The following is a 24,457-nucleotide window of genomic DNA, read 5'->3' on the forward strand; positions in this document are numbered from 1 at the left end:
ACGGGTCAGCCCCAAAAGACACCACACATCAGGTTTCAGATCCGGTCCCCGCTTGCAAGATCGAAAAATACAGCCTTGTCCATATTGATCATGAAGGTCATGGTGTCCCCCGGGGCACCGGCCCTGGCCGGATGCACACGGCAGTTGACCTCCTGATCGTTCATGCGGATCAGCGTCAGGGTGTCGGCGCCGGTGGGTTCGGTCACGATGATTTCCGCGTCCACATTGGCCAGGGTCGAGGCCTGTTCCTGCTGGGGCACCACATCGGTGATCTGTTCCGGTCGAATACCCAGAACCACTTCCTGGCCCACGCGTTCGCGCACGCCCTTTTCCTGTTGCGGGATCGGCAGATGGAAATCCTTGCCGTCCACCGACATGGCAATGGTGGCGTCGCCCTGATGATCAACCACCTGACAGCGAATGAAGTTCATTGACGGCGAGCCCATGAAACCGGCCACAAACTGGTTGGCCGGGTTGTCATAGACTTCCTGCGGCGTACCGAACTGCTGAATATGGCCTTCCTTCATCACGGCAATGCGGTTGGCCAGCGTCATGGCCTCGATCTGGTCGTGGGTGACATAGACGATGGTGGTGCCCAGACGCTGATGCAGTTTCTTGATCTCGGTCCGCATCTCGACCCGCAGTTTCGCATCCAGGTTGGACAGCGGCTCGTCGAACAGGAAGATCTTGGGGTCCCGCGCCAGGGCCCGACCCATGGCTACCCGCTGGCGCTGACCACCGGACAACTGGCTGGGCTTGCGCTTCAGCAGGTCGCGGATCTGCAGCAGGTCGGCGACGCGGCCTACTGTCTCTTCTATTTCTTCCTTGGGCAGCTTGCGGATTTCCAGACCGAAGGCAATGTTCTTCCACACATTCATGTTCGGATACAGGGCGTAGGACTGGAACACCATGGCGATGTCACGGTCCTTGGGCATGGACTGGGTCACGTCTTCATCGTCGATAATGACGCGGCCGGTGGTCACCTGCTCCAGCCCTGCAATACAGTTCATCAGGGTGGATTTGCCGCAACCCGAAGGGCCGACCAGAATGATGAATTCGCCATCGGCGATATCCATGTCGATGCCTTTCAGGATGTGAGTCTCCCCGAAGGACTTGTGTACGTTGTCGATGTAGAGATTAGCCATTGTGTTGAATCCTCTATCCCTTGACCGAGCCTGCCGTGAGGCCGCGGACGAAATACTTACCGGCGATGACATAGACCGCCAGAGTGGGCAATGCTGCGATGATGGCACCCGCCATATCGACGTTATAACGCACCTCACCGGTGGAACTGTTGACCATGTTGTTGAGGCCGACCGTCACCGGTTGTGACTGCGGTGACGAGAAGGCGACCCCGAACAGGAAGTCGTTCCAGATCTGGGTGAACTGCCAGATCACGGCGACCACGGTAATGGGCGTCGACAGCGGCAGAATGATGCGCCAGAAAATGCGCCAGAACCCGGCGCCGTCAAGTTGTGCAGCCTTCACCAGTTCGCCCGGCAGGCTGACGTAGTAGTTGCGATAGAACAGCGTGGTAAAGGCCACCCCGTAAACCACATGCGTCAGTACCAGGCCGGGTATGGTGCCGCTCAGGCCTATCTTGCCGAGCACGGTGGCCTGCGGCAGCAGAATGGCCTGGAAGGGCAGGAAGCAGCCGAACAGCAGCAGGGCGAAGAAGATATTGGAGCCCTTGAAGCGCCAGAAACTCAGTACATAGCCGTTTACCGCCCCCAGAATGACCGAGATGGTCACGGCAGGAATGGTGATCAGCAGTGAATTGATAAAGTAGGGGCGCAACCCCAACTGGCGCCGGGCGCCGATCTGGACTTCACTCCAGGCCATGCGCCAGGCCTCGAAGCTGAAGCTCGACGGCAGGTCGATCAGGTGGCCGAATCGGATATCGTTCATGTCCCGAAACGAGGTGCTGATCATGATCACCAGCGGAATCAGGTAGTAGATGGCCACGATGATCAGGATGGCGTACAGCACGGCACGCCCGGTGATCTCCGAGTAGCGGCGATTGGAATGCTTAACGGTCATCTTTCTTCACCCTCAGTTCGGAATACAGATAGGGAATCAGAATGGCCATCACGCCCATCAGCATGATGACGGCGGATGCCGCACCCACGCCCATCTGGCCGCGCGTGAACGAGAACTGATACATGAAGATGGCCGGCAGGTCCGAGCTGTAGCCGGGGCCGCCGCCGGTCAGGGCCAGCGCCAGATCAAACGACTTGATCGCAATATGGGCCAGCATGATGATGGCGCTGAAAAACACCGGCCGCAGGCTTGGTATGATGATGCGCGTATACACCGTGATGCGGGAGGCGCCATCAATCTGCGCGGCCTTGATGATGCTGTCATCAACTCCCCGCAGGCCGGCCAGGAACAGGGCCATGACGAAACCTGATGACTGCCAGACAGCAGCAATCACCACGGTGTAGATCGACATGTCCGAACTGACCAGCCAGTCGAATCTGAAATTCTCGAAGCCCAGCTCGCGGCCGAACCTCTGAATGCCTACCGATGGGTTCAGCAGCCACTTCCAGACCGTACCGGTCACGATGAAGGACAGTGCCATCGGGTAAAGATAAACGGTGCGCAGAAAGCCTTCGGCGCGGATTTTCTGGTCCAGCAATATGGCCAGCAACAGGCCTATGGCGAGGCAGATGACTACAAAGAGTACGCCATAGATGCCGAGATTGGTCAGAGCCACCATCCAGCGTTCATTGCCGAACAGACGCTGATAATTCTGCCAGCCGATAAACTCGTAGCGGGGCAGGATGCGGGACGTGGAGAACGACAGGACCACTGTCCAGATCATAAAGCCGTAGATGAAGACTACAGCAATCAGCATCGTGGGAGAGACCACCAGGCGCGGAATCTGTTCGGCAAGGCGGTCGCCCAGGGAGGGCTTGTGGACCTTGCGTACGGCGCGGGTGGGCTCAGACAGGGGAGGTGACTGAGTCATAGTGAATTCCAACAGTGTCTTGAGTCTGCAGTGCGATAAATCAGCGGCTCAGCGAGCCCGCAGGCGCCGCTGAACCGCTGGTGGGACAGCCTGTTACCGGGCTGCGCGGACAGCCGCCGCCAGACGGTTGACTGCCTGGTCTTCAGTCATGCTGGTGCTGTTGAAGTAGGCGGTCACTACGTCATAGATGGCGCCCTGGATGGACGACGTGGTGGACATGCCGTGCGCCATGGACGGTACCAGGCCTTCACCGGACTGCGAAGTCGCCAGGAAGGTCTCCATGGAGGCCTGGGCACACTCATCGAAGGTGCTCATGTCGTGGTCCAGACGAACCGGGATAGAGCCCTTGTTCTGGTTGAAGGTTTCCTGGAAGTCGCTGGACAGAACCAGGCGTGCCATGGTCTGTTGCGCTTCACGGTTGGCTTCAGTGCGCTGTTCGAACATGGCCAGCGAGTCCACGTTGTGGGTGAATGTACCTTCTGTACCCGGGAAGGCGACACAGAGGTAGTCTTCACCGGCGGTCAGGCCAGCGGCAGTGAACTCACCCTTGGCCCAGTCGCCCATGAACTGCATGCCGGCTTCGCCACGGATGACCATGGAGGTGGCCTGATCCCAGTCGCGGCCCGGTGCGCCCTGGTCCAGATACTCGGTTACACGACGCAGGTGGGTAAAGGCTTCACGCATGGCATCGCTGGTCAGAGCATCTTCGTCATGGTCGACAAAGGCGCGCGAGTACAGCTCGGGGCCACCGGTCGCCAGCACCAGAGATTCGAAGATGGTCGCGTCCTGCCAGGCCTGACCGCCGTGAGCGATGGCGGTATAGCCCGCTTCCTGCAACTGGTCAGCGGTTTCCCACAGCTCGTCCAGTGTGGTCGGTACGGAGGCACCGGCACTTGCCAATACTTCCGGGTTGATCCACATCCAGTTCACCCGGTGTACGTTGACCGGTACAGCCACATATTCACCGTTGTACTTCATGACGCTGGCCACTTCTTCGGGCAGGAAGTCATCCCAGCCATTGGCTGCAGCCACGTCGTCCAGGCTGGCCAGGAAGCCCAGATCACCCCATTCCTGAATTTCCAGGCCCTTGATCTGGGCCGATGCGGGCGGGTTGCCGGAAACGGCGCGCGCGCGCAGTACGGTCATGGCGTTTTCACCGGCACCCCCGGCAACGGAGAAGTCGGTCCAGGTGTGGCCTTCTTCTTCCACCATGTCACGCAGTACCGCGATGGCAGCGGCTTCGCCACCGGAAGTCCACCAGTGCAGTACTTCTACTTCACCGGCCATGGAGCCGCTGGCCAGGGTGCCGGCAATGGCCGCACCCAGCAGTGTTTTTTGGAATTTCATTGTTCGATCCTCAGCATCATTTGTTGTTGTCATATGCAGCAGAGGCCCGTGTCGGTGCACTCTGCCCGGGCTGTTGCCCGTCACGTTCGGTGACGTGTCGAGCCGAATCTATGCTCTGTGGCCGGGTAATTCACGTAAGCAAGCGCAACCAAGTGTAACGGGTACACGGTGGCGCTGGTTCGGCAGTGCCTGTTTACGGGCCCTGCAGGGTCGGCTGATCGGCCCAATGTAACAGCCCTGTTACATTGGGTTGTCTGTGTAACACTGTCGGGCCATCATTCATGCGGCAGGATAATCTGCACCTCAAGCCCACGACCCATGGCGTTGCGCAGCCTGATATCGCCGCCGTGGCTGTGCACAATGTTGCGCGCTATCGTCATGCCCAGCCCGGTACCGCCGGTGTGGCGGCTGCGGGAGCTCTCCAGGCGTACGAACGGATCAAAGATGTGCTCCAGCTCCGATTCCGGCACCCCGGGGCCGTTGTCCACAATGGTGATGTGCACGGCCTCCGCCGAATTGTTGACCGACACCCAGGCTTCACTGCCGTAGAACACCGCATTGTGTATCAGGTTGGACAGGCAGCGCTTGAGCGCCACCGCCTTGCCGGCATAGGTGATGTCCTGCGGCATCTGCAATTCCACCGTGCGGCCGAGTACCGCCACCTCTTCCTGGATGGCTTCCAGCATGGGGCGCAGCCGCAATCGGGTGACCGGCTCGTGGATGTCGGTGCCCCGCGCCAGCTCCAGGGCGCCCTGCACCAGATGTTCCAGTTCATTGAGATCGCGGTTCAGACGCTCTCGCACCTCGGTATCTTCCAGCAGCTCGGCGCGCAGGCGCAGGCGGGTGATGGGGGTCTTCAGGTCATGCGAAATGGCGGAGAACAGCAGATCCCGGTCGTTGATAAAGGTCAGGATGCGGCGCTGCATCACGTTGAAGGCACGCGCCGTCTGCCGTACTTCAAAGGTGCCCGTTTCGGGTATGGGGTTCTGATGAATATCCCGCCCCAGGGCCATGGCGGCGTTGGACAGGGTGCGCATGGGGCGGGTCAGCCAGCGTACGATGAACCAGCTGCACACCATCAGAATGGCGCCCAGTATCAGCGTGAATATGACCAGGTCCATGGTGAACAGTGAAATGCCCTCGGCCACATAGGGGTCGGGCAGCATCAGGCTGGCCAGATAGAGCCAGTCACCGTTCTGCATCTGCATCTGCGCCACCAGCACCGGGGCCGGCGGGTTCATGATCAGGTTGTTCTGCACCCAGCGTGAGGGCAGGTCGGAGAACAGCACGCCGGTATTGAACACGCGCAGCGTGTTGGGGTAGGCAAAATCAACCTCGATATCACCCACCCGCTGGCCCAGTCGCTCGCGGAAGGTGGCGCGGTAGGTGTCGATCAGGCGTTGTTTCAGCGGGTTGTCACGGATGCTTTCGTAATCCACGTAGTCCGTATTCACGCTGAGAAAGAAACGACTGCCCCCCAGGTTGCGCTGCTGATCAATGATGATGTGCTGGAACTCGCGCGGCAGGCTTTCGAAATAGGTGACGGTGGAGGCCATGGAAATGGCCAGATCCTGCACGCTGGCAATGGCATCAGCTTCCTTGCCGCTCTGGATGTACTGCATCCAGACCAGGGTCGCAATCAGAAAGGAACTGAATACTGCGGTGACGATGACCAGCAGCAGGCGGCCAAACAGCGACGACAGCGCCGACCGCAGGCGCTGCTGTACCCGGAACAGGGGCTTCATCCTGCGGCCTCGACATCGGTGGTCAGGATATAACCCTGGCCGCGCACGGTGCGGATCAGCTGCGGTGAACGACCGTCGTCATTCAGCTTGTGGCGCAGGCGGCTGATCTGCACATCGATGCTGCGATCATAGGGGCTGAGCTCACGCCCCTTGAGGCGCTGAAACAGGGACTCGCGGCTGATGATCTCGCCGGGATGCTGCAGAAATATCTGCAACAGATCATAGTCGGCACCATTGAGGGCAATCACCTCGCCGCGGTCGTGCCGCAGTTGCCGCTTCTGCACATCAAGCGTCCAGACCCCGAAACTCAGTTGCTCCGCCCGGGGCGGTGCATTCTGCTGACGGTCTTCCAGGCGCCGCATGACGGCCTTGATGCGAGCCAGCAGTTCACGCGGGTTGAACGGCTTGGTCATGTAGTCGTCGGCGCCGAGTTCCAGGCCGATAATGCGGTCGGTCTCGTCCGAGCCTGCGGTCAGCATGATGATGGGAATGTCCGAATGGGCGCGCAGCTTCTTGCACAGGGTGAAGCCGTCGTCGCCGGGCATCATGATGTCGAGCACGATCAGATCGATCTCGTTCCGGTCCAGGCGCGCCATCATCTGCTCCCCGTTGTGGGCCGACGACACGCGGAACTGGTTGCGGGTCAGATAGGCATCCAGCAACTGGGTGATTTCCCGGTCGTCATCAACGACCAGAATGTGAGTCTGGGTGGTGCGGGTATCCATCATCATGGTTTTTATTGTCAAATGAGCCGCTACACTATAGAACAACAGCCCTCATTGTCCCAACTTCCGGCGCCTATCGCTATGGCAGCAGAGACACCCCAGCCCAGCACGGATCTGGAACTGGACATCCAGACCATCAATCTGCTGCGCCAGCGCTTTCTGGAAGTGCAGGCGGGCAGGCTGGCGCGCGTGCGTCACGGGCTGCAGCATCAGCAGCAGATCTGCGTCAACCTGCTGCCGCTGCTGCTGCATATCAGTGATTCTACCCTGCCCGGATTCAATGCCGAGGATACGCCGGCCGGCATCAGCGGTTACAGTCCCGACCCGCAGACCCTGAAGTTGGCGCGCCAGTACAGCCGGCAGTTTTCCGGCCATGCGCCGCCGCGACACTTGGCGCCGGATATCGTGGCGCTGTTCTTCATGGGCAGCTCGGGCAGCATTGCCCAGTCGGTGCGCAGTGATCTGGATCTGTGGGTCTGCTATCGCAGCCATATCACCGACGCGGCACTGGCCCAGTTGCAGGACAAGTGCGAGCGCATCGAGGCCTGGGCCAGACGCTACAACCTGGAGTTGCACCTGTTCCTGATGAATGCCGACAGCTTCCGGGGCGGTGAGCGGGAAACCCTGAACGGGGAGTACTGCGGCAGTTCGCAGCACTACCTGCTGCTGGATGAATTCTATCGCACCGGTATCCATCTGGCCGGCGCCACACCCGCTTGGTGGTATGTGCCGCCGCATCTGGAACATCGCTACGACGAGGTGGTGGCCGAGCTGTACCGGTCCGGCAAGGTGCAGGAGCACAGCGTGGTCGACTTCGGCCGCATCGACCATATGCCGCTGGGTGAATTTCTGGGTGCCGCCATGTGGCAGCTCTACAAGGGTATCGACTCGCCCTGGAAGTCGCTGCTCAAACTGCTGCTGCTGGAATGCTATCTGCACGACGAACAGAAAAGTCGTGGCATGCTGTGCCAGGAGTTCAAGCAGCACATTTATGAAGACGAACCGGTGCTGGACGTCCTCGACCCCTACATCATGATGTACCGGCGGCTCGAGCTCTATCTGGAAGAAAAGGGCCAGCCGGCCCGGCTGGAGCTGGTGCGTCAGTGTCTGTATCAGAAAATCGGCATAGCGCTCAGTCGACCACTCAGCCGCGGCCGCACCACCTGGCGCCGTGAACTGCTGACCAACCTGGTGCGTGAGTGGGACTGGAGCGGCGGCGAGCTGGCGCTGCTCGACCAGCGCGACAACTGGGGCATCGAACAGGCGCTGGCCGAACGCCAGTCCATCATGCGCGAATTCACCCAGAGCTACCGCAACATGTCCCGCTTTGCGCAGGAACTGGGCGGGCAGGCCGTCATGACACGCGCCGACATGCTGGTGCTGGGGCGCAAACTGCACGCCTCCTTTGACCGCAAGCCGGGCAAGATCGACATCATCAACGAGGACACCGCGCCCAACCTCAGCCAGGAAAAAATCACCCTGCACCAGCTGGCCACCCGGGAACAGGGGCAGTACCTCTGGGCCGCCTATGTGGACCTGCCGACGACCCGCCTGGACAAGTATCCGCCACCGCTGAAACAGGCCCGGGGCTTTATCGAGGTGTTGCTCTGGTGCCATCTCAACGGGCTGCTGACCGGGCACCTGCATGTGCCGGTCTATACCCAGCGCTCGCACCTGATCGATTTTGAAGTCAAGGAGCTGATGTCCACCTTCCGGCAGTCCCTGCCGCACCCGATGCCGTCGGCCCCGCAGCAGGCCTTCCGCAAGCCGTCGCGCATCGAAAAGATCATGCTGTACGTCAATGTGGGGGTGGACCCCATGTCGTCGCTGTCGCGGCGCGGGTTGCAGAAGATATCCAGTCGGATCGATTCGCTGGACTACAGTGCGCTGGGGGAAAATCTGGTTCGCACTCTGGATATGGTTTCGGTCAGCAACTGGCATGAAGTGGTCTGTACCCGCTACAGCACGAACGACGCCCTGGTGCAGATGCTGCAGGCGCTGTTCACGCGGCTGCACCGTCAGCCCGAGGCGCCGGTGCCCGAGATCGAAGTGCACTGCTTCTGCCCCAGCCGCGCCACGGCCACAGCGCAGCGGGTACAGGAGTTGCTGCACGACATGCTGGATATCTATTGCCGACAGCCGGAAGCCGAGGATTGCCGGTACCTGATGCGTATCGAGCAGACCTATTACCTGTGCCAGTTCAGCGAAGGTCGCTTCTATGCCGAGGCCGGTGACGGGCTGCGTCAGCTGTACCCCATGCTGGCGCGCGAACAGCGCCGGTTCAGCCCGCTGGTGCTGGATCGCAACGCCATGCACCGCAACCCGGCGCTGCGGCTGATCCTGGAAATGGCCAAGCCCGGCCAGATCATGGTCTGCTTCCAGGCCGACAGCCGACACATTGCCTACTGGGTGACCGATGAAATGGGCTCAATGTTCCATGCCAGGGTGCCCAACCACGGCGTGAGCAACCTGCTCAATCATCTCTATCGTTTCCTGCGCAATGTCGAACTGCAGCAGATGACCGCCGGCGGCAACGAGATTGACCTGGACCTGATTCTGTCCCGCCGGCGCATCCACTTTTTTCAGCTCAAGCGACCTACCGTCAAGCGGCCACCGCAGTTGCTGCACTGGCCCGGTGCCGAAGACGATGAGCTGGACGCTATCCGCCTGCAGGTCATGCTGCATCGCAGCCTGAAGGAAGAGCTGCACTACCAGATCTATGTGGGCCAGGAAGAATTCAGCTCGCTGGTGCTGGGCCCGGACCTGTTCCCGCAGGTAGTGGAGCGCATCATGGAATTGCGCGCAGACAATGCCCGCTACCCCTGCTATATCAGCGACCTGCGTTTTTCGGAGGAACTGCTGGCCGGTTTCTTCGATGGCAATGCGCAAACCGTGCACTACCTGCAATACAAGCAGCGCCTGGAACGGCGCCTCAACCACTATCTCAACCCGCCCGCACCGGAACCGGACTCAGAAGCCGGCACCCGTCCCGACAACTGATCGCGCTACCATGCTTCATCAGGCCGAACAGTCGGCTATACTGGCCAGAGTCATGCCTCGAAGGATGGGAACCATGAGCGGAGACACACTGGATTTCGGTTTTCGGACCTGGCTGGCCATTGGTGCCGGCGGTTTGGCCAGCTTCATGCTGGGTGCACTGTGGTACATGTTGCTGTTCAGCAAACCCTGGGTTGCAGCGACCGGACGCAACCCGGAGGAGTTTGGCGAAGGGCCCGGCCCCATCATGTTGCTGACGCTGGCCGGCGCCATAATCTCGACCGCAGTGCTGGCGGTGGTGTATCAGTGGAGTGGCGGCGGCAGCGTGCTGCACGGCATGGGTATCGGCGCTCTGCTCGGGGTCGGGGTCGCCGCTGTCGAAACCCTGAAAAAGGCCGTCTACAACTATGATGAGCGCACCCGGCCCTGGCCGCTGTTTGCTGTTGATGCGGGCTATGCGGTGGCCGGTTTGGTGCTGGCCGGGGCAGTCTACGCCCTGATTGCCTAGCGCGGGTGCATCTGCAGTGACTGCCCCGGCTCCCCAGGCACCCGTGTACTCATGGAAAACGCGCCCCCTGAACCCGCAGGTGGCCCGGTACGTTGCCTGGTACTGGTGTGTACGCACTGCCGGTCATGGGCAGACTTCGTGCGCGAACCCGTTGCTGACCCCTTCACCCTACGCCCATTGTGTCCTTGCACCGCCGGACCAGCCCTTTGCCTATGAATGCAATGGCAAACTGGTCTCCGGGCAGGGGTCGCACTGTCTGCTGCCGAGCCCGTTACCGGTGACCCTGCGGGATGAAGCAGACTTTGTCAGAGTCGGCATCACTTTCAAGGCCGGAGCGCACTGGGCTCTGTTCGGCGACTCGTCTCGGGCTGCAAGAGTGCCGGTGGTCATCGAGATGGCGCTGCTGCAAGCACTGGATGTGGACGCTCTGCTGGCCGACAGCGACTGGCCCCAAAAGATTGCCGAGCATCTGGATCGCAGCCTGATGCCCTGGCTGGAGCGGCCCCGGCGCCACCACTATCTGAGTATCGTCCTGGGAGCCGTCGACCTGATTGGCGAAACGTTCGGAGCAGTGGACAAGTCGCAGGTGTCAGCCCGACTGAACTGCTCGGTCAGAACGCTGGAGCGCGCCATGCTGAAGGTGCTCGGTATTACCTTCCGGCAATACCGGAGCATGATCAGAATGCAGGGCCTGGTCGAACACATGCAGTTGCAGCAGCAGGCCTGTAACTGGACCGATATGGCCTTTCAGTTCGGCTTCAGTGATCAGCCGCACATGATTCGCCGCATGCGCGGATTTGTCGGTTGCACCCCGACGGACTATCAGGTGCGCCGGCATCTGGTAGAGGATGTCTACGGCCATTTCTCAGACCGCTGAACTGTCGCGTTGGTTCAATACCCGGCCCCGGACACTCGATACAGTGTGGCCCTCATCACAACAGCGACAGCAAAGGGGTCGACATGATCAGAGCTTTCACGGAAACCGATATGGACGCCGTGCTGCGCATCTGGCTGGATGCATCCATCATCGCGCATGATTTCATCGACAGCAGTTACTGGACGTCAAAGGTCGAGGACATGCGTACCCTCTATATTCCGGCCGCACAGACCCAGGTGTATGACGATGGACAGATCAGAGGGTTCTTCTGTCTGCACGAGCAGAGCCTGGCGGCGCTGTTCGTGGCCCCGGAGGATCAGGGCCGGGGGATAGGCCGGCAGCTGATCCACAGAGCCATCGAGCTGGCGCCGAACCTGGATCTGACGGTGTACCGGGAAAACCGGAAAACGATCCGCTTCTACGAACAGTGCGGGTTCAGCGTGCAGCATGAGGTGATGGACGCGGAAACCGGGCAACCGGAGCTGTTCATGGTGTTGAGCGCTGGTGCGTCCGGGCGCTGAATTCAGTATACTGGCGCTGTATTCTGAATCCGCGACCGGAGCACCCCATGCGTTGCCGCCTGACTGCTTTATTGTGGGTCACCCTGATGCTGGCGGCCTGCGGTTACAAGACGGATCTGACCCTGCCTGAAGAAGAGGCCCGAGCCACGCCTGTCATTCCCGTCACTGAAGCCCGGATGAAGTCCTGATTGATGATCCCTTTTCTGCATGAGAACAACCGCCTGTTTGCCGAGCAGGTGCCGGTGGATACACTGGCCGAGCAATTCGGTACACCGCTCTATGTCTATTCCCGCGCCGCCCTGATTCACCAGTACCAACGCTATCAGGCCGCCGTGTCCGAGCAGGACCTGGTCTGCTACGCGGTCAAGGCCAACGCCAATCTGGCTGTTCTGCGTACCCTGGCCGCCCAGGGCGCCGGTTTTGACATCGTCTCCGTGGGCGAGCTGGAACGCGTGCTGGAAGCCGGCGGCGACCCGGAGCGCATCGTGTTCAGCGGCGTCGGCAAGCAGCCGGCCGAGATGGCACGGGCGCTGGAAGTCGGCATTCACTGTTTCAATGTCGAATCGCTGAGCGAACTGGAGCATCTGCAGGCCGTGGCCGCAGAGCGCGACCAGGTGGCGCGTGTGTCACTGCGGGTGAACCCGGATGTGGACGCCCGCACGCACCCCTATATTTCCACCGGCCTGAAGGCCAACAAGTTCGGGGTACCGATTGACGATGCCGAGGCCTTCTATCAGCGGGCCCGGGCGCTGTCGCATATCGAACCGATCGGGGTGGACTGTCATATCGGCTCTCAGCTGACCGACATCGAACCCTTGCTGGAAGCGCTGGGCAGCCTGCTGGCGCTGGTGCGCCGTCTGCGCGCCGACGGCATTGAACTGCAGCATGTCGATATGGGCGGCGGCCTCGGCGTCAGCTACGAAGAGGGCGAAGCAGCGCCGGATATCGAGAGCTACATTGCGGCCGTCAAGGCCGAACTGGACAGCGAAGGGCTGCATCTGGTGCTGGAGCCGGGCCGCTCCATCGTGGCCGATGCCGGGCTGTTTCTGACCCGGGTCACCCTGCTCAAGACCGGCGAGGAAAAGAACTTCGCCGTGGTGGACGGCGCCATGAATGACCTGCTGCGTCCGTCTCTGTACGGGGCCTGGCAACGAGTGCTGCCGGTACAGCCGCGCCCCGGCCAGCCGACCACCTGGGATGTGGTCGGCCCGGTCTGCGAAACCGGGGATTTCCTGGCCCGGGACCGCGAACTGGTATTGGCTGAAGGCGACCTGGTGGCCATAATGCAGGCAGGCGCCTATGGCTTTGCCATGGCCTCCAACTACAACACCCGTCCGCGAGCGGCCGAAGTCATGGTGGACGGTGAGCAGGCGATGCTGATTCGCCGGCGCGAGACGCTGGATGATCTGCTTGCCGCCGAACGGGACCTTTGAGCATGCGCATTCGCTTCAGCAAGATGCATGGTCTGGGCAACGACTTCATGGTGATCGATGGCGTTACCCAGGACATCACGCTTACCCGCGAACAGGTGCGGGCCTGGGGTGATCGTCATTTCGGGGTCGGCTTCGACCAGTTGCTGCTGGTGCAGCCGCCGGAGTCTCCGGACGTGGCCTTCCGCTACCGCATCTACAATGCCGATGGTGACGAGGTTGAACAGTGTGGCAACGGCGCACGCTGCTTTGCGGCCTTTGTACGGCGCCAGGGGCTGACCGCCAACAGTGTGATACCGGTGCAGACCAGCGGCGGCCGGCTTGAGCTGACGGTACTGGCCGACGGCCAGGTGCGGGTGAACATGGGTGTGCCCCGGCTGGCGCTGGACGAGGTGCCCTTTCGCGCCTCGGCGCCCGGTCAGGCCGGCAGGCAGACTGTGGCCCTGGCGGGCGGGCGCACGGTCACCCTGACCCCGGTCTCCATGGGCAATCCGCATGGCGTGCTGCTGGTGGACGAACCGCCTTCGGACGAGTTGCTGGCAGACCTCGGGCCGCAACTGGAACAGCACGAGGCCTTTCCGGCCCGGGCCAATATCGGTTTTCTGCAGGTGCTGGATGCAAGCAGTGGGCGCCTGCGTGTTTACGAGCGTGGTGTCGGTGAAACACTGGCCTGCGGCAGCGGTGCCTGTGCCGCTCTGGTGGCGGCTCGACTGCACGGGGTCATGGGGGCAACGGTGACATTGCACCTGAACGGGGGTGATATCGGTCTGAGTTGGGCCGGCGCGGGTGAGCCGGTATACATGACAGGGCCAGCCACCTTCGTATACGATGGAGAGATCAATCAGGAAGCGTGATCATGAGCAAAGCCGATGCGAGGCTTCGGGAACCCGGCCAGGAGCCGTTGAATGCCGAAGCAGTAGAAGCCTATCTGGACCAGCATCCCGAGTTCTTTGCAGGGCGGGAAGCCTTGCTGGGCAAGCTGACTATTCCCCATCCAAGCGGGCAGGCGATATCCCTGCTCGAAAAACAGAATGACCTGCTGCGCCGCGAGGCCGGCAACCTGCGCGAACGCCTGCATCACCTGATCGCCACCGCGCGCGACAATGACCATCTGTTCATGCGCCTGCGCGCGCAGATACTGCACCTGCTCGATGCGCGCGACTGGCCCGGTGTGCTGCAGGCTCTGAGCCAGGGCCTGACCCGCCATTTCGATGTCGATCGGGTACAGATGCTGGTGCTGGACGAGCGGCTGCATGTGTCCGGCTCCATCAGTCACCTGACGACGCAGGCTGCTGTAAAGGCCGCCTGGCCGGCCGTGGTCGACGAACATCACTGCTGGTGCGGCGCCATCGAGCCGGATCTGGCCAGCCGCATGCTGGGCAATGACGCTCAGGCTGCCGGGTCGGTGGCCGTGGCGCCGGTGCTGGCGCAGGATCGATTGGTCGCAGTAATGGTGCTGATAGCCGAAGACCCGGCGTATTTCCGCTCCAGTATGGATACACTCTTTCTCAATCACGTGGCGGAAGTCACCAGTCGTCTGACCCGCTCCGTGCTGTCCTGAATTCCGACGACCGCTGCAGGAGCCTTGTCCCATGCTGGATGTAACCACCGCCCGGCGCGTGCTTGACCACGCGCTGGCTCAGGGCGCCGACTTTGCCGACCTGTTTGTCGAGCGTCAGCAACGCCAGAGCCTCCGTACCCTGCTGGACCAGGTCGAAGACGTTCAGTCCGGTCTGGAATTCGGCATCGGTATCCGCCTGGTCTATGGCCATCAGGTCCTGTATGGCTACACCAACCAGACCGGGGCCGATGTGCTGTGCGATATCGTGGGTACCCTGGCCGCCCGGGACCGGCGCGACCCGGTCACCACCGCCACCGCGCTTGATTTCCGCCAGCCCGATGACCGCCATCCCACCCGCGTGCCGCTCAGTGTGGATACCGCGCTGGCGGAGAAAATCGACTTTCTGCGCCGCGCCGACCAGGCCGCGCGCGCCGAGCAGGCGGCCATTACCCGCACCATCGGCAATATTCTGCAGCGTGAACAGCAGATCGAGGTATTCAACTCCGAAGGCCTGCATACCCGGGATGTCCGCCACTACTGCCGCGTTGCGCTGACTGCAGTCGCCACCGACGGCCAGGAACAGGCCACTGGCAGCGACAATATCGGCGGCCTGCTGGGCTGGGAAGTGCACAGTCAGCGCGATCCTGCAGCGCTGGGTGCAGAGGCGGCCCGTCAGGCCGGGGTGAATCTGGGTGCCAAACCCTGTCCGTCCGGGCGCATGCCGGTGGTCATCGGCAACGGCTTTGGCGGCGTGATCTTCCACGAGGCCTGTGGCCACCTGCTGGAAACCACGGCGGTCGCCAAGCAGGCGTCGGTGTTCCATGACCAGATGGGCGAGATGATTGCCTCGCCGGTGGTCAGCGCCGTTGATGACGGCACCATCGACAATGCCTGGGGCTCGCTCAATATCGATGATGAAGGCATGCCGACCCAGCGCACCCAACTGATCAAGGACGGCCGCCTGACCAGCTTCATGGTGGACCGCCTGGGCAGTCAGCAGACCGGTTTTGCGCGCACCGGCTCCGGACGTCGGGAGAGCTACCGGTTCGCGCCGGCTTCCCGCATGCGCAATACCTTTATCGAAGCCGGCAAGGACGACTTCAACGACATGATCGCTTCCATGGATCGCGGTATCTATGCGGCCAGCATGGGCGGCGGCTCCGTGCAGCCGGGCACCGGTGAATTCAACTTCGCGGTGACCGAGGGCTATTATGTGGAAAACGGCAAGATCCAGTATCCGGTCAAGGCCGCAACCCTGATCAGCACCGGCCCGGCCGTACTGAAGGAAATCAGCATGGTGGGGCCTGATCTCGACCTGGCCTGTGGCATGTGCGGTTCGGTCAGCGGTGCCATTCCGACCACGGTGGGCCAGCCGGCACTGAAAGTGGACGACATCCTGGTGGGGGGCAATGCCTGATGACAACCACCGACAGCATGATCAGCCAGGTACTGGAACGCGTGCAGCAGGCCGGCGCCGAGGGCGACCTGATCATTGACGAAGGCCGCTCGCTGGGGCTGAAAGCCCGCCAGGGCAAGCTGGAAGAACAGGCCGTCAGCGAGACCCGCATTATGGGCCTGCGGGTCATTCAGGACCAGCGGGTGGGCATTGCCTTCAGTGAGGCCACTGACGAGACCGCCCTGAGCTGGCTGGTGGAGCAGGCCCTGCTCAATGCCCGTTTCAATCAGATGGAGGCGCACGAGCGCATCCCGGATCTGCAGACCGAGCTCGCCTCCGACGACGCCCTGCTGTGCCCGCACAGTACAATGAGCACCGAAGCCCGTATCGAGCTGCTGCTGTCACTGGAGCAGCAACTGAGCAGCCTGGAGGGCATTCGCAATGTGCCCTACAACGGCCTCAGTGAGCGGCTGTCCAGTCGCCAGGTGGCGTCCACCAGCGGCCTGCGGGCGCGCAGCCGGCAGCGCATGAACTTCCTCTATGCCTATGCTCTGGCTGCCCGTGGCGAGATCACCGCCATGGCGGGCTGGGGCCAGGCGGCGCGCCTGGGCGAGCAGTTGCAGGCCGAGCCCATTATCGAGCGTTCGCATCAGGAGGCCATGGCTCTGCTGGAAGGCAAGCCGGTAGCCAGCGGGCACTATGATGTCTGTTTTGACCCTGATGCGCAGAAAGACCTGTTCAGCGCCTTCAGTCTGGCCTTGTCCGGCAAGGCCGCCTGTGACGGCATCAACCCCTGGCGTGACCGCATTGGCGAGCCCGTGGCCGTCCCCGGCCTGACGCTGCTGGACCGGCCGCTGAACACGGACGGCTTCGGCTATGCCCTGTTTGATGCCGAGGGTACCGCCTGTGCCGAGACGCCCATTGTGGTCGGCGGCCAGTTGCAGACCCTGCTGCACAATACGGCCACGGCGCACGAACTGGGTGCGGTCTCCACCGGCCACGCCGTGCGCGGGCCGCGTTCGGCCCTGGGCGTGGGCAGCCACCAGTTGATGGTCGAGCCCGGTGCTGCCTCAAGGGCCGAGCTGGAGGGTGGCGAGTATCTGCTGCTGACGCAGTTGCAGGGCACGCATTCGGGCGCCAATGCGCTCTCGGGTGATTTCAGTTTCGGGGCCAGCGGTTATCTGTGTCGGGACGGTGAGAAAGTGCAACCGGTGCGTGGCATCACCGTGGCCGGCAACTTCTACCAGATGCTGCAGCACATCAGCGCCATTGGCGATACTGCCTATTGGGACTGGAGCCGCTCCACCCGCATGCCGACGCTGCGCTTTGCGGATGTGGCCATCTCCGGTTGAATTTGCAGGCATCGGTCCTGCCAGCCCGCGACCCGCTGCGGGCTGTGAGCCTTGCTCACGCATTTGAACCTGGGCGCCCATGGCCCTAACGCTGACAATGCGCACAGTAAACGGTACTGCGCCCACTCAGCCGAATTTCCTTCAATGGCCGGCCACAGCTGAGGCAGGGCTGCCCCCTGCGGCCGTAGACCTTCAGATCGATGCTGAAATAACCGGACTCCCCGGTGGCGCTGACATAGTCGCGCAGCGTGGTGCCGCCCTGGGCGATGGCCCGCGTCAGCACGTCCTTGATATGCGTGACCAGCCGTTCGCAGCGGACCCGACTGATGCGGTTGGCCGCCCGTCTGGGGTGTATGCCGGTTTCGAACAGCGCCTCGTTGGCGTAGATATTCCCCACGCCGACCACCAGGCTGGCATCCATCAGCGCACTCTTGATGGGGCCGCGCCGGCTCTGCAGGGCCTGATGCAGATAGTCACCATTGAATGATTCGCTCAGCGGCTCCGGGCCCAGCACCGTGATCAGCGGGTGAGTGGTCCAGTCCGGTACATAGAGCATGGCCCCGAAGCGGCGCGGATCACGGTAGCGGATCAGCGTGCCGCCCTCGAACAGCCAGTCGCTGTGGTCGTGTTTTTCCGGCCGGGCCTGCAGATCCGGCAGCACCCTGAACTGGCCGCTCATGCCCAGGTGGGCGATGATCTGACCCTGCTCCAGATGCAGAATCATGTACTTGGAGCGCCGCGTCAGGGCCTCGACACGCTGGCCTGCCACCTGCTCCGGCCACGCCGGGTCGATGGGCCAGCGCAAACGGGGTTCACGCACCGTCCAGCGCTCCAGGCGCTTGCCTTCGACATGCGGGGCAATACCCCGGCAGGTGGTTTCGACTTCGGGCAGTTCGGGCATAGGTATCCGCTGTATTGCGCGCATAAAAAACCCGGCACGACCGGCCGGGTTTTTTGACTTGCACAGACGAGCCGCGAGCAGCTTACTTGATCTTGGCTTCCTTGAAGATCACATGCTTGCGTACCACCGGATCAAACTTTTTCATTTCCAGTTTGTCGGGTGTGGTCCGCTTGTTCTTGTCTGTGGTGTAGAAGTAACCGGTACCGGCAGAGGATACCATACGAATCTTCTCACGCATGTTGTGTGCTCCTTAAACCTTGATGCCGCGCTTGCGCAGGTCGCCCAGCACATCGCTGATGCCGCGCTTGTCGATGATACGCATGCCCTTGGCGGAGACACGCAGTTTTACAAAACGGTTTTCTTCCGGCACCCAGAAACGGTGGGTGTGAATGTTGGGCAGAAAACGACGCTTGGTCTTGCGATTGGAGTGGGACACATTGTTCCCGGTCACCGGACGCTTGCCGGTCACTATGCAAACCTTGGACATATCAATTGCCTCCGACGTTGGCTCGTCTGATTATCGCGGGGCTGGTGCGGGGCCCCTCAAAAAAGAGTGCGCTTTATATCAGAGTTGGCACTTCAGATCAACTGGAGTTGTGGCCTCGCGGCGTCGCTCGTTACAGCAGAAACTCTTCTGCAGGCTGTGCAACCCGACGTTTCGGGGGCTTGCTTACGCATGCGTGGCCAAGGGCCACAGCCTACAAGGGCTGGGAGGCACGGTTGGAGTCGCCAGCTGGGTATATGTCCTGTGAGACCGTTTGCGGCCAGGGATGGCCGCAACCGAGCTGTCAGGGATGACGTTTTTTGCGTGTCTCACAGGGCATATACCCGAGCATGGCGACGGGAAAGGGAAGGTGGTGTCCTACAACCACCCCCGCTCGGCAAACGACACCGTACACCCCGTCCCGACGACAATATGATCCAGCAACCGGATGTCCACCAAGTCCAGCGCCTGCTGCAGCCGCTCGGTGATCAGCCGGTCACTCTGACTGGGCTCGGCCACGCCACTGGGGTGGTTGTGGCTGATGATCAGAGCAGCGGCATTGTGCGACAGCGCCAGCTTGACCACTTCACGCGGATGCACCGGCGCACTGTCTATGGTGCCCTCGAAGATGGGCTCGAACGCCAGCAGTCGATGCTGATTGTCCAGAAACAGCGCCGCGAAGCACTCACGCTGCCGGTGCTGCAACTGGGATTGCAGGTAGGCCTTCACGCGCTGCGGCTGGGTGAACACCGGCGCGTCGTGCAGTTCCTGCTGCAGATAGCGGCGCGACATCTCCAGTACCGCACTCAACTGGGCATACTTGGCTTGGCCCAGCCCCGGGCTGCGGCAGAAGGCCGCCAGCGGGAGCTGGAGAATACGCCCCAGCGAGCCGTGTTGCTGAATCAACTGCCGCGCCAGATCCACCGCGCTCAGGCCGGGCAGACCGGTACGCAGAAAGATGGCCAGCAGCTCGGCATCGGACAGTGCGCTTGCACCGAGAGAGAGCAATTTTTCCCGCGGGCGGTCGCCTTCAGGCCAGCATTTGATCGACATTTCGCGTATCCTTTACGCACAAGCGGAACGCGCATTGAAGCCAATTATGGTACGGCGGTACAAGATCAGTACTCAGGTATAGTTTGCCTGTGCCGCAGCATCAGCGCAGAACCGGGTGGAACTGTTGGCGCACAGCAGGGTCCTGTTACCGACAGCCCTGCATCCAGGGCAATTCGGAGCCGAACAGAGAGTCGAGACGATGAGTTTGCAAGGGCAGCATATTCTGCTGGGCATCAGCGGCGGTATCGCCGCCTACAAGAGTGCCGAACTGGCGCGCCTGCTGATCAAGGCCGGTGCCGAGGTCCAGGTGGTCATGACACCAGGGGCGCAGGCCTTTATTGCGCCCCTGACCTTTCAGGCCCTGACCGGGCGCCCGGTACGCACGGATCTGCTCGATGAGCAGGCCGAGCAGGGCATGGGGCATATCGAACTGGCCCGCTGGGCCGACCGCGTGCTGCTGGCGCCGGCGACGGCGAACCTGCTGGCTCGCGTGCGCGCCGGCATGGCAGATGATCTGCTGACCACGGTCATTCTGGCCACACCGGCGCCGCTGGCCATAGCGCCGGCGATGAATCAGCAGATGTGGGCCAATGTGGCTACCCAGGCCAATGTGCAGGCCCTGACCGAACTCTATGACCCGCTCTGGATCGGGCCCGACAGCGGCGACCAGGCCTGTGGCGATGTCGGCGCCGGCCGCATGAGCGAGCCGGCAGCTATTGTGAACACCCTGCTGCAGACAGACAGTCAGACCAGCGACTGGGCCGGTCGTCGGGTGGTGATCACCGCCGGCCCCACGCGCGAGGCCATCGACCCGGTGCGCTACCTGACCAATCATTCCTCCGGGCGCATGGGCTATGCGCTGGCGCAAGCCGCTGCCCGCCGCGGGGCCGAAGTGGTGCTGATCAGCGGTCCGGTCAGCCTGCCCACACCGGCCGGCGTACGTCGAGTGGATGTGACCTCGGCCGAGGAGATGTGGGCGGCGGCCCGGACTGAAGCGGCCGGTGCCGACCTCTTTGTGGGGGCGGCCGCGGTGGCGGACTATCGGGTCGACAGTGTGGCTGAGCAGAAACAGAAGAAGCAGGGCCGGGACGGCCAGTGGCAACTGACTCTGGTGGAGAACCCCGACATCATTCAGGGCGTCGCGGCCATGGATCAGCGGCCCGCCCGCGTGGTCGGGTTCGCCGCCGAGACCCGGGATGTCGAAACCTATGCCCGCGACAAGCTGGCGCGCAAGAAGCTGGACTGGATCGTGGCCAATGATGTCAGCCGGTCCGATATCGGTTTCAACAGCACGGACAACGAAGTCATGGTGTTCGGGCGCGACAACCAGCGCTATGATATGGGACGACAGCCGAAGTCAGTACTTGCTGACGCTCTGCTGGACCTGTTCGCCAGGGCGGACTGAATCAACGAATTGAAGGATCGACAACAATGCTGCACCGCCTGCAGATCAAGCTGCTGGACGAGCGTCTGGGCCACAGTATCCCCTTGCCCGACTACGCCACAGCGGGCTCCGCCGGACTCGACCTGCGCGCCTGTGTACCCGCGGCCCTGACCCTGCAACCGGGCCAGGCCGAACTGATTCCCACCGGCCTGGCCATCTGGGTACGTGACCCCGGTTACGCCGCCATGCTGCTGCCGCGCTCCGGGCTGGGCCACAAGCACGGCATCGTGCTGGGCAATCTGGTGGGCCTGATCGACTCCGACTATCAGGGCCAGTTGATGGTGTCCTGCTGGAACCGGAGCGACCAGGCCTTCACCATCGAAGTGGGCGAGCGCATTGCGCAAATGGTCGTGGTACCGGTCAGCCAGCCGGAATTTGAGATCGTCGACACCTTTACCCAGTCTGACCGGGGCGACGGCGGTTTCGGACATACAGGCCGTCACTGACGGCTTTCAATCATGCAGTGAATACAGGATTCAACCGATCCATGCCTCTCAGTCGACAGGATGCTCTCACCTTTGCCAGTGTACTCAGTGAAGCGCTGCCCTATATCCAGCGCTTTGCCGGCAAGATTCTGGTCATCAAGTATGGCGGCAACGCCATGGTGGATGAAAAGCTGCAGGCCAGCTTCGCCCGTGACATGGTGCTGCTGAAAACCGTCGGTATTCATCCGGTGGTGGTGCATGGCGGTGGCCCCCAGATCGGTGATCTGCTCGGCAGGCTCAACATCAAGTCCGAATTCGTCGACGGCATGCGGGTGACCTCCGGCGAAACCATGGATGTGGTCGAAATGGTGCTGGGTGGTCTGGTCAACAAGCAGATCGTCAATCTTATCAATCAGAATGGCGGTCGGGCCGTGGGTGTGACCGGGAAGGATGGCCAGTCCATCCGGGCGCGCAAGCTGCATGTGCGCAAGAAAACCAAGGAGCTGGACGAGCCGGAAATCATCGACATTGGTCATGTCGGTGAAGTGGAACATATCGACACCCGGCTGATTCACCTGATGCTCGACAGTGACCTGATTCCGGTGGTGGCACCCATTGGTGTGGGTGCCGACGGGGCCAGCTACAATATCAATGCCGATCTGGTGGCCGGCAAACTGGCTGAAAGCCTGCAGGCCGAGAAGCTGGTGCTGCTGACCAATATCGAAGGTCTGAAGAACAAGGCCGGCGAGGTGCTGACCGGGCTGTCCGTGTCCGAAGTGGATGCGCTGATCGCGGACGGTACCATTCACGGCGGCATGTTGCCGAAAATACGCTGTGCACTTGATGCGGCACGCAATGGCGTACAGAGTGTGCATATCATTGATGGTCGGGTGGCTCATGCCACCCTGCTGGAAGTCTTCTCGGATGTTGGGGTGGGCACCCTGATTACCGCCCAGACGGAGTTGGTCTGATGAAATCCATGTCACGCAAGCAACAGATCCTGCAGGCGCTGGCCGAAATGCTGGAAGAGGGTGCCGGGCACAAGATCACCACGGCGCGGCTGGCCGAGCGGGTCGGTGTCTCGGAAGCGGCGCTGTACCGGCACTTTCCCAGCAAGGCGCGGATGTTCGAAGGCCTGATCGAGTTCATCGAGGAAACCATCTTCACCCGTATCAACCGGATTCTGGATGAAGAAGAGCGCGCCCTGGCGCGGACCCAGGCGGTGCTCTATCTGCTGCTGGCCTTTGCCGAGCGCAACCCCGGCATGTGTCGCATCCTGGCCGGGGATGCCCTGGCCGGCGAGGTGGACCGGCTGCGTGACCGGGTGGCCCAGTTCTTCGAACGGGTCGACCTGCAGTTGAAGCACATCATTCGCGAATCCGGGTTGCTGGAAGACATGACCACGCCCATGGAGCCTGCGGTGGCCTCCAATCTGCTGCTGGCCGTGGTGGAAGGGCGCATCGCGCAGTTCGTGCGCAGCCACTTCAACCGCAAACCGACTGACCACTGGGATGATCAGTGGGAGGTTCTGGCCAGCGGGATTTTCGGTGTGGCACCAGTTGCGCAAACCGAAACAGGCTGACTGCTTGGGCTATACTGAGTTCAGACGTGACCCCGAACAGCATTTGCAACAAACAGCAGGAACAGAGCACAGAATTATGTATCAGGTATTTGTCGACGGACAGGAAGGCACCACCGGGTTGCAAATCAAGGAGCGTCTGGAGCGCCACCCGGAAGTGACGCTGCTGGAAATCGACCCGGCCCGGCGCAAGGATCGTGATGAACGCCAGCGCCTGCTCAACGAAGCCGATGTGGCTTTTCTGTGCCTGCCTGACGCGGCTGCCCGTGAATCCGCAGGGCTGTGCACCTCCGGCAGCACCCGCCTGATCGATGCCAGCACCGCCCACCGGGTAGACCCGGATTGGGCCTATGGGCTGCCGGAACTGAGCCCGGTGCAGCGTGCTGCCATTGCCAGCTCGAAACGCGTGGCCAATCCGGGGTGCCATGCCACCGGCTTCAATCTGCTGGTGCGGCCTCTGGTCGATGCCGGTGTGCTGCCCGCCGGCACGGCGCTGAGCTGTCAGTCGCTGACCGGTTACAGCGGCGGCGGCAAGGGGCTGATCGAGCGCTATGAGCAGGCCGACGAGGCTACCCGCCAGCGCCTGCAGGGCCCGAGCCACTATGCGCTGAGTCTGGCCCACAAGCATCTGCCCGAGATGCAGGCCCTGACCGGTCTGACCGCACCACCGGTGTTCACACCCCTGGTCGGCCCCTACTACAAGGGCATGGTGGTCACCGTACCATTGCATGCCTGGCAGCTGGCCTCGGTGCGCACGGCCCAGGCCCTGCATGCCGAACTGGCCAACTACTATGCCGGCAGCCGCTTTGTGACGGTGCAGCCCTTCTCCGCAGACGGCCAGGTCGATGGCGGCTTCCTCGACCCGCAGGGCGCCAATGACACCAACGAGAACCAGATCTTTGTGTTCGGTGACGACGAGCGCATCCTGCTGCTGTCGCGCCTCGACAACCTCGGCAAGGGCGCTTCCGGCGCCGCCGTGCAGAACATGAATATCATGCTCGGGTTGCCGGAAGAGCTGGGGTTGTAGGAGCGCACACCCCGTGCGCGATTCGGCCCCGCCAGGGGCCTCCGACAGGCTACAGATGACAGTGGGTTTTAGTCGACAGTAGACAGTGGGTTTTAGTCGACAGTAGACAGTGGG

25 protein-coding genes are annotated in these 24,457 nt (G+C 62.0%); 15 read left to right on the top strand and 10 right to left on the bottom strand.

Annotated elements, in window-relative coordinates:
- Positions 1-35 precede the first annotated feature (35 nt).
- From E4656_RS14730 to E4656_RS14755, 6 genes are all read right to left on the bottom strand, one after another.
- Complete coding sequence (locus E4656_RS14730; RefSeq protein WP_135484064.1) at positions 36-1,145, bottom strand: ABC transporter ATP-binding protein; 1,110 nt, start codon at positions 1,143-1,145, stop codon at positions 36-38.
- A 13-nt stretch (positions 1,146-1,158) separates the two neighbouring features.
- A complete protein-coding gene (locus tag E4656_RS14735) occupies positions 1,159-2,040 on the bottom strand; it encodes a carbohydrate ABC transporter permease (RefSeq protein ID WP_135484065.1) in 882 nt (293 codons plus the stop codon).
- On the bottom strand, positions 2,030-2,971 hold the full coding sequence (locus E4656_RS14740) for a carbohydrate ABC transporter permease (protein WP_135484066.1): 942 nt from the start codon (positions 2,969-2,971) through the stop codon (positions 2,030-2,032). Before E4656_RS14740 ends, E4656_RS14735 begins: the two co-directional genes overlap by 11 nt.
- Positions 2,972-3,064: 93 nt before the next feature.
- On the bottom strand, positions 3,065-4,318 hold the full coding sequence (locus tag E4656_RS14745; RefSeq protein WP_135484067.1) for an ABC transporter substrate-binding protein: 1,254 nt from the start codon (positions 4,316-4,318) through the stop codon (positions 3,065-3,067).
- A 275-nt stretch (positions 4,319-4,593) separates the two neighbouring features.
- Positions 4,594-6,063 (bottom strand): ATP-binding protein, encoded by a 1,470-nt coding sequence (locus E4656_RS14750; protein ID WP_135484068.1) that lies wholly within the window; start codon positions 6,061-6,063, stop codon positions 4,594-4,596.
- Entirely contained in the window at positions 6,060-6,809 is a 750-nt protein-coding gene (locus E4656_RS14755) for a response regulator (RefSeq protein ID WP_338090048.1), read from the bottom strand. The genes E4656_RS14750 and E4656_RS14755 overlap by 4 nt, the downstream gene beginning before the upstream one ends.
- A gap of 60 nt (positions 6,810-6,869) precedes the next feature.
- Here E4656_RS14755 and E4656_RS14760 point away from each other — a divergent pair, with 60 nt between their 5' ends.
- The 10 genes from E4656_RS14760 (at position 6,870) to E4656_RS14800 (ending at position 17,430) form a co-directional block, all read left to right on the top strand.
- The gene (locus tag E4656_RS14760; protein WP_167856079.1) at positions 6,870-9,788 is read left to right on the top strand and encodes a class I adenylate cyclase; all 2,919 of its coding nucleotides are present in this window, start codon (positions 6,870-6,872) and stop codon (positions 9,786-9,788) included.
- A gap of 73 nt (positions 9,789-9,861) precedes the next feature.
- The gene (locus E4656_RS20255) at positions 9,862-10,293 is read left to right on the top strand and encodes a DUF1761 domain-containing protein (protein ID WP_167856080.1); all 432 of its coding nucleotides are present in this window, start codon (positions 9,862-9,864) and stop codon (positions 10,291-10,293) included.
- A 79-nt stretch (positions 10,294-10,372) separates the two neighbouring features.
- On the top strand, positions 10,373-11,170 hold the full coding sequence (locus tag E4656_RS14770) for a helix-turn-helix domain-containing protein (RefSeq protein WP_167856081.1): 798 nt from the start codon (positions 10,373-10,375) through the stop codon (positions 11,168-11,170).
- An 83-nt stretch (positions 11,171-11,253) separates the two neighbouring features.
- On the top strand, positions 11,254-11,691 hold the full coding sequence (locus tag E4656_RS14775; RefSeq protein ID WP_135484072.1) for a GNAT family N-acetyltransferase: 438 nt from the start codon (positions 11,254-11,256) through the stop codon (positions 11,689-11,691).
- A gap of 47 nt (positions 11,692-11,738) precedes the next feature.
- Complete coding sequence (gene lptM, locus E4656_RS20260; protein WP_167856082.1) at positions 11,739-11,879, top strand: LPS translocon maturation chaperone LptM; 141 nt, start codon at positions 11,739-11,741, stop codon at positions 11,877-11,879.
- Between the two features lie 3 nt (positions 11,880-11,882).
- A complete protein-coding gene (gene lysA / locus E4656_RS14780; RefSeq protein ID WP_135484073.1) occupies positions 11,883-13,124 on the top strand; it encodes a diaminopimelate decarboxylase in 1,242 nt (413 codons plus the stop codon).
- Between the two features lie 2 nt (positions 13,125-13,126).
- The gene (dapF, locus tag E4656_RS14785) at positions 13,127-13,975 is read left to right on the top strand and encodes a diaminopimelate epimerase (protein ID WP_135484074.1); all 849 of its coding nucleotides are present in this window, start codon (positions 13,127-13,129) and stop codon (positions 13,973-13,975) included.
- A 2-nt stretch (positions 13,976-13,977) separates the two neighbouring features.
- Complete coding sequence (locus E4656_RS14790; protein ID WP_135484075.1) at positions 13,978-14,682, top strand: DUF484 family protein; 705 nt, start codon at positions 13,978-13,980, stop codon at positions 14,680-14,682.
- Positions 14,683-14,713: 31 nt separating this feature from the next.
- Positions 14,714-16,099, top strand: a complete 1,386-nt coding sequence (locus tag E4656_RS14795) for a TldD/PmbA family protein (protein ID WP_135484076.1) — start codon at positions 14,714-14,716, stop codon at positions 16,097-16,099.
- The gene (locus E4656_RS14800; RefSeq protein WP_135484077.1) at positions 16,099-17,430 is read left to right on the top strand and encodes a TldD/PmbA family protein; all 1,332 of its coding nucleotides are present in this window, start codon (positions 16,099-16,101) and stop codon (positions 17,428-17,430) included. The genes E4656_RS14795 and E4656_RS14800 overlap by 1 nt, the downstream gene beginning before the upstream one ends.
- Positions 17,431-17,515: 85 nt before the next feature.
- Here E4656_RS14800 and mutM read toward each other — a convergent pair whose 3' ends face one another.
- The 4 genes from mutM to radC all read right to left on the bottom strand — a co-directional run bounded on the left by mutM (position 17,516) and on the right by radC (position 19,868).
- Complete coding sequence (gene mutM, locus E4656_RS14805) at positions 17,516-18,331, bottom strand: bifunctional DNA-formamidopyrimidine glycosylase/DNA-(apurinic or apyrimidinic site) lyase (RefSeq protein WP_135484078.1); 816 nt, start codon at positions 18,329-18,331, stop codon at positions 17,516-17,518.
- Positions 18,332-18,413: 82 nt separating this feature from the next.
- Positions 18,414-18,569, bottom strand: a complete 156-nt coding sequence (rpmG, locus tag E4656_RS14810) for a 50S ribosomal protein L33 (protein ID WP_135484079.1) — start codon at positions 18,567-18,569, stop codon at positions 18,414-18,416.
- A 12-nt stretch (positions 18,570-18,581) separates the two neighbouring features.
- Entirely contained in the window at positions 18,582-18,818 is a 237-nt protein-coding gene (gene rpmB / locus E4656_RS14815) for a 50S ribosomal protein L28 (protein WP_135484080.1), read from the bottom strand.
- Positions 18,819-19,193: 375 nt separating this feature from the next.
- Positions 19,194-19,868: a RadC family protein gene (radC, locus tag E4656_RS14820; protein ID WP_135484081.1), complete on the bottom strand. Its 675-nt coding sequence runs from the start codon at positions 19,866-19,868 to the stop codon at positions 19,194-19,196.
- A 199-nt stretch (positions 19,869-20,067) separates the two neighbouring features.
- On the opposite strand from radC, the gene coaBC reads away from it, so the two are divergent.
- From coaBC to argC, 5 genes are all read left to right on the top strand, one after another.
- The gene (gene coaBC, locus E4656_RS14825; protein ID WP_135484082.1) at positions 20,068-21,273 is read left to right on the top strand and encodes a bifunctional phosphopantothenoylcysteine decarboxylase/phosphopantothenate--cysteine ligase CoaBC; all 1,206 of its coding nucleotides are present in this window, start codon (positions 20,068-20,070) and stop codon (positions 21,271-21,273) included.
- Positions 21,274-21,299: 26 nt separating this feature from the next.
- The gene (gene dut / locus E4656_RS14830; protein WP_135484083.1) at positions 21,300-21,758 is read left to right on the top strand and encodes a dUTP diphosphatase; all 459 of its coding nucleotides are present in this window, start codon (positions 21,300-21,302) and stop codon (positions 21,756-21,758) included.
- Between the two features lie 41 nt (positions 21,759-21,799).
- A complete protein-coding gene (argB, locus tag E4656_RS14835) occupies positions 21,800-22,708 on the top strand; it encodes an acetylglutamate kinase (protein WP_135484084.1) in 909 nt (302 codons plus the stop codon).
- Positions 22,708-23,319: a nucleoid occlusion factor SlmA gene (gene slmA / locus E4656_RS14840; protein ID WP_135484085.1), complete on the top strand. Its 612-nt coding sequence runs from the start codon at positions 22,708-22,710 to the stop codon at positions 23,317-23,319. The genes argB and slmA overlap by 1 nt, the downstream gene beginning before the upstream one ends.
- 76 nt (positions 23,320-23,395) lie before the next feature.
- A complete protein-coding gene (gene argC / locus E4656_RS14845) occupies positions 23,396-24,343 on the top strand; it encodes an N-acetyl-gamma-glutamyl-phosphate reductase (RefSeq protein WP_338090050.1) in 948 nt (315 codons plus the stop codon).
- Positions 24,344-24,457 lie beyond the last annotated feature (114 nt).

Source organism: Natronospirillum operosum (assembly GCF_004768465.1).
Lineage (GTDB): Bacteria > Pseudomonadota > Gammaproteobacteria > Pseudomonadales > Natronospirillaceae > Natronospirillum > Natronospirillum operosum.